At 69.6% G+C, this 8,293-nt stretch carries 5 protein-coding genes; 4 read left to right on the top strand and 1 reads right to left on the bottom strand.

Annotation, left to right across the window (positions count from 1 at the left end):
- Nucleotides 1–52 precede the first annotated feature (52 nt).
- Both ABTZ54_RS26540 and ABTZ54_RS26545 read left to right on the top strand, forming a co-directional pair.
- Nucleotides 53–181 carry a hypothetical protein gene (locus ABTZ54_RS26540; RefSeq protein ID WP_351667698.1) on the top strand — a complete coding sequence of 43 codons (129 nt, stop codon included), beginning with the start codon at nucleotides 53–55 and terminating at the stop codon, nucleotides 179–181.
- Between the two features lie 196 nt (nucleotides 182–377).
- Nucleotides 378–914, top strand: a complete 537-nt coding sequence (locus tag ABTZ54_RS26545; protein ID WP_351667700.1) for a hypothetical protein — start codon at nucleotides 378–380, stop codon at nucleotides 912–914.
- Between the two features lie 140 nt (nucleotides 915–1,054).
- Here ABTZ54_RS26545 and ABTZ54_RS26550 read toward each other — a convergent pair whose 3' ends face one another.
- Nucleotides 1,055–2,050 (bottom strand): hypothetical protein, encoded by a 996-nt coding sequence (locus tag ABTZ54_RS26550; RefSeq protein WP_351667702.1) that lies wholly within the window; start codon nucleotides 2,048–2,050, stop codon nucleotides 1,055–1,057.
- A 168-nt stretch (nucleotides 2,051–2,218) separates the two neighbouring features.
- Between ABTZ54_RS26550 and ABTZ54_RS26555 the strand changes: the two genes are divergently transcribed.
- Nucleotides 2,219–2,590, top strand: coding sequence for a DciA family protein (locus ABTZ54_RS26555; protein WP_351667704.1), 372 nt, complete (start codon nucleotides 2,219–2,221; stop codon nucleotides 2,588–2,590).
- Nucleotides 2,591–3,206: 616 nt separating this feature from the next.
- Nucleotides 3,207–8,293: DNRLRE domain-containing protein (locus ABTZ54_RS26560; protein WP_351667706.1), on the top strand; the 5,087-nt coding region annotated here is incomplete at its 3' end.

The raw sequence follows: 8,293 nt of genomic DNA on the forward strand, positions 1-8,293 counted from the left end.
GACCTCGCGAAGCTGCCGAGGAATCGCCACGTTCCGTTGGAGGATCACTGTCGTGGTGGTGGCGGTGGCGGGCATCATCTCGACGCCGTTGGTCTGGCTGCTAAACAGTCCGGACACCGGCCAGCTGGTCGGGGCTTCGGTCCAGGCGGCTGCGGGCATCGCCGCTCTGGTCTGGGTGTAAGGCCGAGGCCACGAACGGTGGCAGTGCAGCAGCGGGGTGCGGCGACCCAGGGGTACGGGGAGCGGGTCGGCGACAGCTGAGCGTACTGGGGACGCGACTGCGGACGGCCCCGGCAGTGAGGCGAGCACGGGTGTCGACTACAGGTGACGAACCGAACGATCCCGCAGCCGACGACGGTATGGCCGTGGACGGCCCGGTGGCCACCAAGGCAGGGGTGAGTGCGCGGGACACCGGTGACGCGCACGCCGCGGACGGCGGGGAGGCGGTGACCGGTTACCGGGGCCCCGCACCCGGCAGCGCAGGCGTGCCGTCTTCGGTGGAGGTCTCCCTCACCGGTTCGGCGGTTGCGATCGGTCCAGGCGCGACCGCAGCCAGCGGGAGTCTGACTGTGCATCAGCGCGGACCGCAGGAACCGGCCGCCTGGCCGCACCAGGTCGGCGTGGTCCCGCCCCGGGCGCAGTCCTTCCAGCACCGGGTTGAGGCGGACCGGCTGCGCACGGTCGTGCAGCGCGGGGGCCTGGCGGTGCTGTGCCAGGTGCTGACTGGGATGGGTGGGGTGGGCAAGCCCCAGCTTGCCGCCGACTACGCGTACACCGCGTGGTGGGACGGCGCGGTGGATGTTCTGGTGTGGGTCAGTGCCGCGACTCGTTCGGCCGTGGCGTTCGACGTGGACACCGGCCGCCTGGATGTCGTTCCCACCGGCATGAGCGCGAGGGGATGTGTGGCTACGTAGGCGACTTGCAGGAACGCGTGCAGCCGAATCTCGGGGAACGGTCGTGGCTGGTTGCCGTGGGGAGTACCGGTGAGATCCAGGAACAGTGCCGGCGGCTCGCAGCGGTGCGCGCCAGCCGAATCTGTCGCCCCTGGAACGGATCAGGAAAGCACCCATTGGGGCGGGTGTCCCGGGTCGGCTGGGCAGGTGAAGACGTGCAGGTCACGGTCACGGCCGAAGCGGAGTCGGGTGGGCTGGGCGACGGACTGTCCGCGCCGGATCGAGGCCATCCCCTGGAGGGACGGATCGCGGTCTTCCATCGGCATCCAGCTGTGCGAGTCGGGGTCCATCTCCTCGCCCCCGGCCGTCAGCAGGAGCCGCATCGGGGCCGCACAGGACGCGCAAGTGATGTTCATCGGGCCCGTCGACGCCCAGCTGGGAAATCCGCCGACCCGCCAGCCGGGCGGTATCGAGAGAGCGCCCTGGTAGTTCGGTGCGTAGCGGCCGCCTTCCGCAGTCTGGGCGTCGTCCCAGGCGTCGATGCGGGTGATCAGCGCCGCAGGCAGCGTGTCGTCCTCCGCCCACGGATAGGTGTCCACCTCCTCGGGGTGCACGACACAGGGTTCGGGGAGTTCGTGCTCCCACCGGAGCCACGACACTTCGGGCGCGACGGCAAGGAAGCGGCCCGCTCGCTCCGTCTGCACGGCCGACCTCCACCGCAGGAGGTACCGGCGCTCCCGGTACGGGCCGTGGGTGCGCGGGCAGCGGAAGAGCTGCACCAGGTCAGCGCCGCCGGGACCGACGGCCAGACCGGGGACGTCCCGGCCGAAGAACTGGGCGAGCCCCACGAAAGGGGTAGGCCCGTCCTCTCCCGGGCTGCCGGCGCCGGGCCACGGGCGGCTCCGAGGCCACACGCCCGCGGCCCGGGCGGCGCGGATCTCTTGTGGCGCGTACCCCTCGGTCTCGGGCTCGTGCGGCTCGTGGCAGACCGGCCACGGCTCGTCGCTGGGCCACAGCAGTGGCCCGCCGACATGGCTGTCGTGCCGCCCGGGCTGCCCCGGCCGCGGGTGCAGGCGGGTCGTCCGACCTCGGTATGCCGCCAGCTCCGGGAACACAGCCTCCACTGCGACCGGCCTGGCCGGCGTTGTCCTGGTCATGGGCGGAACGTACGCGGCAGGGAGCAGGCCACGCGAACGGGTTACCGCGATCCCTCCGCCGTTGCGAGCACGACGACCTCGACCCGGTCCGGCCCGCTCCATGGGCGCAGCGCCGCCCGTCCTGGCCGGGCAGGCGCTGGACGGCGACGCCACCGCGGCGGTGATCGCATGACTGGCGAGCTGAGCGGCGTCGACCTCGCGCGCCAGGCCCTGGTCGCGGCCCGGGAGGCAGCGACCAGAAACGGTGTCACCCAGACGAAGAAGCCGAAGCGGCGCACCCGGGCCGCCGTACGCCGTGACGGACACGAGCCGCTCGGGCTCGGTGCGGCGATCGGCATGATGATGACCGAGCGCGGCCTGGTCGCCCCAGCCGCCGGCGGCACTGTCCTCGCCAGGTTCGACGACATCCTGGCCGCGGCCGCGCCCGAACTCACCGGACACGTCCAGGCCTGGGCCTCGACGCGGACACCGGCCGCCTGGACGTCGTCCCCGACGCCCCCGCGTACCGCACAAAGGTCCGCTGGAGTGCGACGAAGCTGATCGCGGCCGCCAACCACTCGGCGCCCGAGGCGAACGTCCGGGCCGTGCACGTGCTGGTATCTGTCGTTCGTGCCGCCGCCACGGCGAAGTCCTCGACGGCGGCCGACATCCCGGCCCCGCAGCGGGTTGTTCCGGCTGGCCGGTGAAGACAGCCTCACCAGGATGATCCGACCCAGGCTGCCGCCGCCGCGCGGCAGGAGCAGGTCCGTCGCGAGCTCGCGGCCACCGCCTTCCCCGACGTCGAGCAGGACCAGGAGGACGACGGGCCGACATCGCTCGAAGGCGTCTGTGCTCAGCAGCGTCGGGCCGGCACCTGTTCGGAGTCGGCCCGACAACGTCCCGCAGGTCTTTTCGTCGTCCGGGGTGTCCAGGCCGAGTGTGCAAGGAGTGGACTGTCCCGCACCTGCCGCGTGCTGTCAGCCGTCTTGCTTAGCGTGCGAAATGACAGGTAATCAGAAATATATACCCACTCTCACGAGATCTTTACATACGGAATATGATCCTCCGCTAGTCGCATGAGCGGCTGTTCTAAGGGGAGGATTTCTTGATCAGAAGCGACCGATCACCCACTACGCGAGTGGGCGGGAGATGGCTGAGTACGCGCACCCTGTCCAGGGTGGCCGTGGCGGTGGCAGGCCTGCTGGCGGTCGAGGCGGCCGTTGTGGTGGAGGCGACGGGGCAGGCGGTTGCCGTGTCATCGCGGCTTCCTGCGGTCGAAAGTACGCCCCCTTATGCAACGGAAGCAGCCGATTTGACCTCTGCTCAGGTTGCTGCCCGACTGTCTGGCAAGCGGGTGGAGGCACTGTCGGAGCGGACGGATTCGACCACGACGTGGGCGAACCCGGACGGCACGGTGACGCTGGACGCGGCTGCGGGCCCGGTTCGGTTCCGCGATGAGGCCACCGACCAGTGGCAGGACATCGACGTCGATCTGGCGAAGACCGTGGACGGCACGATCGAGGCCAAGGCGCATCCGCTCGGGCTGGAGCTCGCGGGGAAGACTCCGGCTGCCGAGGCCGCGGCGGTCGAAGCCTCCGGTGAAGCCGGTGAGGCTGGGACGAAGCCGATTCCGCTCGTGACGCTGGACGCTGGCGACGGCAAGGAACTGGGCCTGTCATGGCGTGGTGTGCTGCCGGAGCCGGCCCTGTCTGGCACGACCGCGCGCTACACCGATGTCATGACGGGTACCGACCTGCTCGTCGAGGCGACCCGTACCGGGTTCGAGCAGTTCCTGGAGCTGAAGGACCGTTCCGCGATCGACGCGAACGGTTCGGTAACGCTGACGCTGAACGCGAAGGGCATCACCGCTCGGGCGAACGCGGACCGCTCGGTGACCTTCTTGGACGCAGAGTCGGGCAAGCAGGTCGGCCTGCTGCCGGCGCCGGTCATGTGGGACGCGTACGTCGATCCGAAGTCCGGAGAGCACACGCACCGCGCTGATGTCGGTCTGAAGGTGGCGCAGAACGGCGACCAGGTCGACATCACGTTGACCCCGGATGCGGCGTTCCTGACGGCTGCCGAGACGCGGTTCCCGGTGACGGTGGACCCCGCGGTCAACATCGGCCCGAGCTTCGACACGTTCGTGCAGCAGGGCTATGCGACGGACATGTCGTCGTCGACGGAACTGAAGCTGGGCAACAATGGCTCCAGCCAGGTGGCCCGCTCGTTCCTGGCGTTCCCCATGGCCAAGATCGCTGGCAAGCAGATTCTGAGCGCGAAGCTGAACCTGTGGGAATTCCACTCCTGGTCGTGTACGGCCAAGAGCTGGGAGATCTGGGACGTCGCCCCCGTCTCCACGAGCACGCGCTGGAGTGCTCAGCCGACGTGGTTCAAGAAGTGGGCGTCGTCGACGTCGACGAAGGGCTTCTCGTCGTCCTGCGCGGACGGCTGGGTGAGCGCCGACATGACCGCCATGGGTCAGTACTGGGCCGGCGCCGGCGTCGCGACCGCCACGATGGGTATCCGCGCCACGGACGAGGCCGATCCGTATGGCTGGAAGCGGTTCAACTCGGGCAACGCCGCTTCGAACACGCCGTACATGTCGGTCACGTACAACACGGTTCCGGGTGTGTCGACGCTGGTCAGCCCGGTGCCGAACTTCCCCACCAACGACACGACGCCGGCGCTGTCGGCGAAGGCGATCGACGGTGACGGCCAGCCGCTGACTCTCGACATCGAGATCTGGGACCGCAACGGCACCGCCTGGCTGCAGGCTGCCGCGTCGCCGTACAAGCCGTCCGGCACGGTCATCACCTGGTCGCCGCCGAACCCTCTTCCGGCCGGCGCGTACAAGTGGCGCTCTCGTTCCTTCGACGGCACGACCCACAGTGCCTGGGCGGCATTCCGGAACATCAACATCGACACTACCGCTCCAGTGAAGAGCACGGTCGGATCGACGGACTTCCCGGCGAACACCTGGTCCGGGACCCCGGACGCCAACGGCACCTTCTCCGGCGCCTTCACCTTCACCCCGCCCACGAGCGACGTGGCGGCGGTGGAGTACAAGCTGGACTCCGGCGCCTGGACGACGGCGACCACGACCGGCACGGCCGTGACCAAGACGATGTCATTCCCGGCGGGCAAGCACACGGTGACGGCCCGCACGAAGGACCCGGCGGGCAACGCCTCGGCGGAGTCGTCGCACGTCTTCTACGCGGGCTCCGGCGCAGCGCTGCTGACGCCGGGCCAGGGCGAGCGCCCGGCGCGCCGTGTGGGTCTGTCGGCCGAGGGCCTGACGTCCTACACCGGTGTGACGTACCAGTACCGGCGTGGCGAGACGGACACGTGGAAGGACGTGCCGGTCACCGACGTGCGGCAGGGCTCCGACACCATCTCCAGCTGGCCGGTGGGCGTGTCCAACGGCAAGCCGGCGGGGCTGACCTGGAACATCACGGACACCCTGGCCGAGGACGGCCCGATTGAAGTCCGTGCCGCGTTCACGGACGGCTCGACGACCGTCTATTCGCCGGCGAACGAGATCACGGTGGACCGCAACGCGGGCACGGCTCCGTCGGAGGAGGCAGGCCCCGGTTCGGTGAACCTCCTGACCGGTGACTACGGTCTGTCGGCCACGGACGCGTCCCTGTTCGGCCTTTCGGTGTCGCGCTCGGCGTCCTCGCGACGGCCGGACGCGGGTGCGAAGCAGGACGGGCAGGCGGCGATCTTCGGTCCGCAGTGGACCTCCGGCACGGCCGCGGAGCTCACCGAGTCGGACTGGTCCTATCTGAAGAAGTCGACGGCGACCTCGGTCGCGCTGGTCGACTCCGAGGGCGAGGAGCTCGGCTTCACCGCCAAGAGCGGTGGCGGCTGGAGACCGGAGCCAGGCATGGAGGACCTGACGCTGACGGGTTCACTGACGGGCTCGTTCACGCTGAAGGACACCGAGGGCACGGTCACCGTCTTCACCAAGGCGGACCCGGCGGCCACGTCGTGGCAGGTCGCGTCCAGCACGATGGACGGCCTGGCCCAGTCGACGACCACGGTGATCTCCGAGGCCGTGACGGTGGGCGCCAACAAGGTGGCCCGTCCGAAGCTGGTCATCGCCCCGACCTCCGCCGCCTCGGCGACGACGTGCACGGCGACGCCGTCCACGAAGGGCTGCCGCGCGCTGGAGTTCGTCTACGCGAGCACCACGACTGGCACCGACACCGTCTTCGGTGACTTCGCCGGCCAGGTGAAGGAGATCCGGGCCTGGTCAACCGATCCAGGCGCCGCAGCGGCGACGGCGAAGTCGGTGCAGAAGTACGCGTACGACGCCTCCGGCCGCCTGCGTGAAACGTACAACCCGCTCATCACGCCGACCCTGAAGACCCAGTACGGCTACGACGCCGCCGGCCGCGTCACCGGCCTCGCTCCGCCCGGCCAGCTGCCCTGGACGTTCACCTACGGCAAGGCAGGAAACGCCGCCACCGCCGGCGACGGCATGCTGCTCAGAACCAGCCGCAGCGCCCTGCAGCAAGGAACCACTAGCGCACCTGACGGCACAGCGAGCACAAGCATCGTTTACAACGTGCCGCTGGCAGGCGACAACGCCCCGCACGAGATGGGCTCCGAGGACGTTATTGCGTGGGGCCAGACCGACGCCCCCACGGATGCAACCGCGGTCTTCCCTGCCGACGCCGTTCCAGCGACGAATTCTGGTGACGGACTGGCCGCCGGTGACTACCGCCGTGCGTCGATCACGTACACAAACGCCTCCGGGCGCCAGGTGAACACCGTCGACCCCGGTGGCAACATCACCACCACCGAGTACGACCGCTTCGGCAACACCGTGAGTGAACTGACCGCGGGCAACCGGGCGCTGGCCCTGGGCGGCACCGCTGCCGACCAGGCGACGCTGACGGACCTCGGCATCATCGGCCTGTCCACCCAGGACCGCGCCGACCTGCTGTCCACGGAGTCGGTGTACGACGCCAACGGCACCCGCGAGCTGGAGGAGTTCGGCCCGCTGCGCCGGACCACCCCGACCGGCGGCGCGGAGTCGGCCGTGGCACGTTCGTGGACGGTCAACGAGTACGACGCCGGACGCCCGACCGACGGTACGGCCAAGGTCGAGAACCAGGTCACCAAGGTCACGACCGGTGCCCAGGTCTACGGCTCGACGGCCATAACCGACGCCCGCGTCACCCAGACCGTCTACGACTGGGCCAAGGGCATGCCGACCAAGACCGTCAAGGACCCGACCGGTCTCGCCATCGCCGAGAGCACCGAGTACGACGACCAGGGCCGCATCACCAAGCAGCTCCTGCCCGACGCCATAGGCACCGACGCCGGCACCCGGGTGACCAACTACTGGTCCGCGACCGGCACCGGAACCTGCCAGGGGCGCCCGGAGTGGGCCGACCAGGTCTGCTCCACCGGACCGGCCGGCGCGATCACCGGCGGCGGCTCCAACCCGACCGGTCTGCCGACCACCACCACCGAGTACGACTGGTGGGGCAACCCGGCCAAGCTCACCGAGTCCGCAAACGGCGTCACCCGCACCACCACCAACACCTTCGACAACGCCGGCCGCCCGATCAGGTCCGTCATGAACGGCGGGCTCGGCCAGGCCGTTCCGGAGACGACCACCGAGTACGACCCGGTCACCGGCCAGGCCGTGCGGGCCGTTTCGCCTACCGGCGGGACGATAACGAAGACCTATGACCAGCTCGGTCGTCTCGCTACCTACACGGATGCCGACGGCGGCATGACGACTACCGAGTACGACCTGCTCGACCGGCCAGTCAAGGTGACCGACACCGCCCCGTCCACGATCACCTATACCTACGACTCCACCCTCGAACCTCGTGGCCTGGTTACCTCCACCACGGACTCGGTCGCCGGAACCTTCGCGGCGACCTACGACGCCGACGGCTCCGTCGCCACCGAGAAGCTCCCAGGCGGCTACACCCTCACTGTCACCGAGGACCCCACTGGCGCAACGGAATCCCGCGTCTACACCCGCGACAGTGACGGCAAGGTCGTCGTCTCCGACACGGTCGAGGAATCCGTCCACGGCCAAGTCACCGAGAAGGCTGGCGGCTCCTCACAGAAGTACACATACGACACGGCCGGCCGTCTGACCGTTGCCGACGACCTTGTGGGTGACGTCTGCACCCGCCGTACCTACGGCTTCGACAAGCGCACCAACCGCACCGGCCTGACCACCGTCGCCGGCGCCGCCGGTGCCGCGTGCCCGACCACCGGCGGAACCACCACCAC

The sequence above is a fragment of the Streptomyces sp. NPDC094032 genome (assembly GCF_040303965.1).
Taxonomy (GTDB): Bacteria; Actinomycetota; Actinomycetes; order Streptomycetales; family Streptomycetaceae; genus Streptomyces.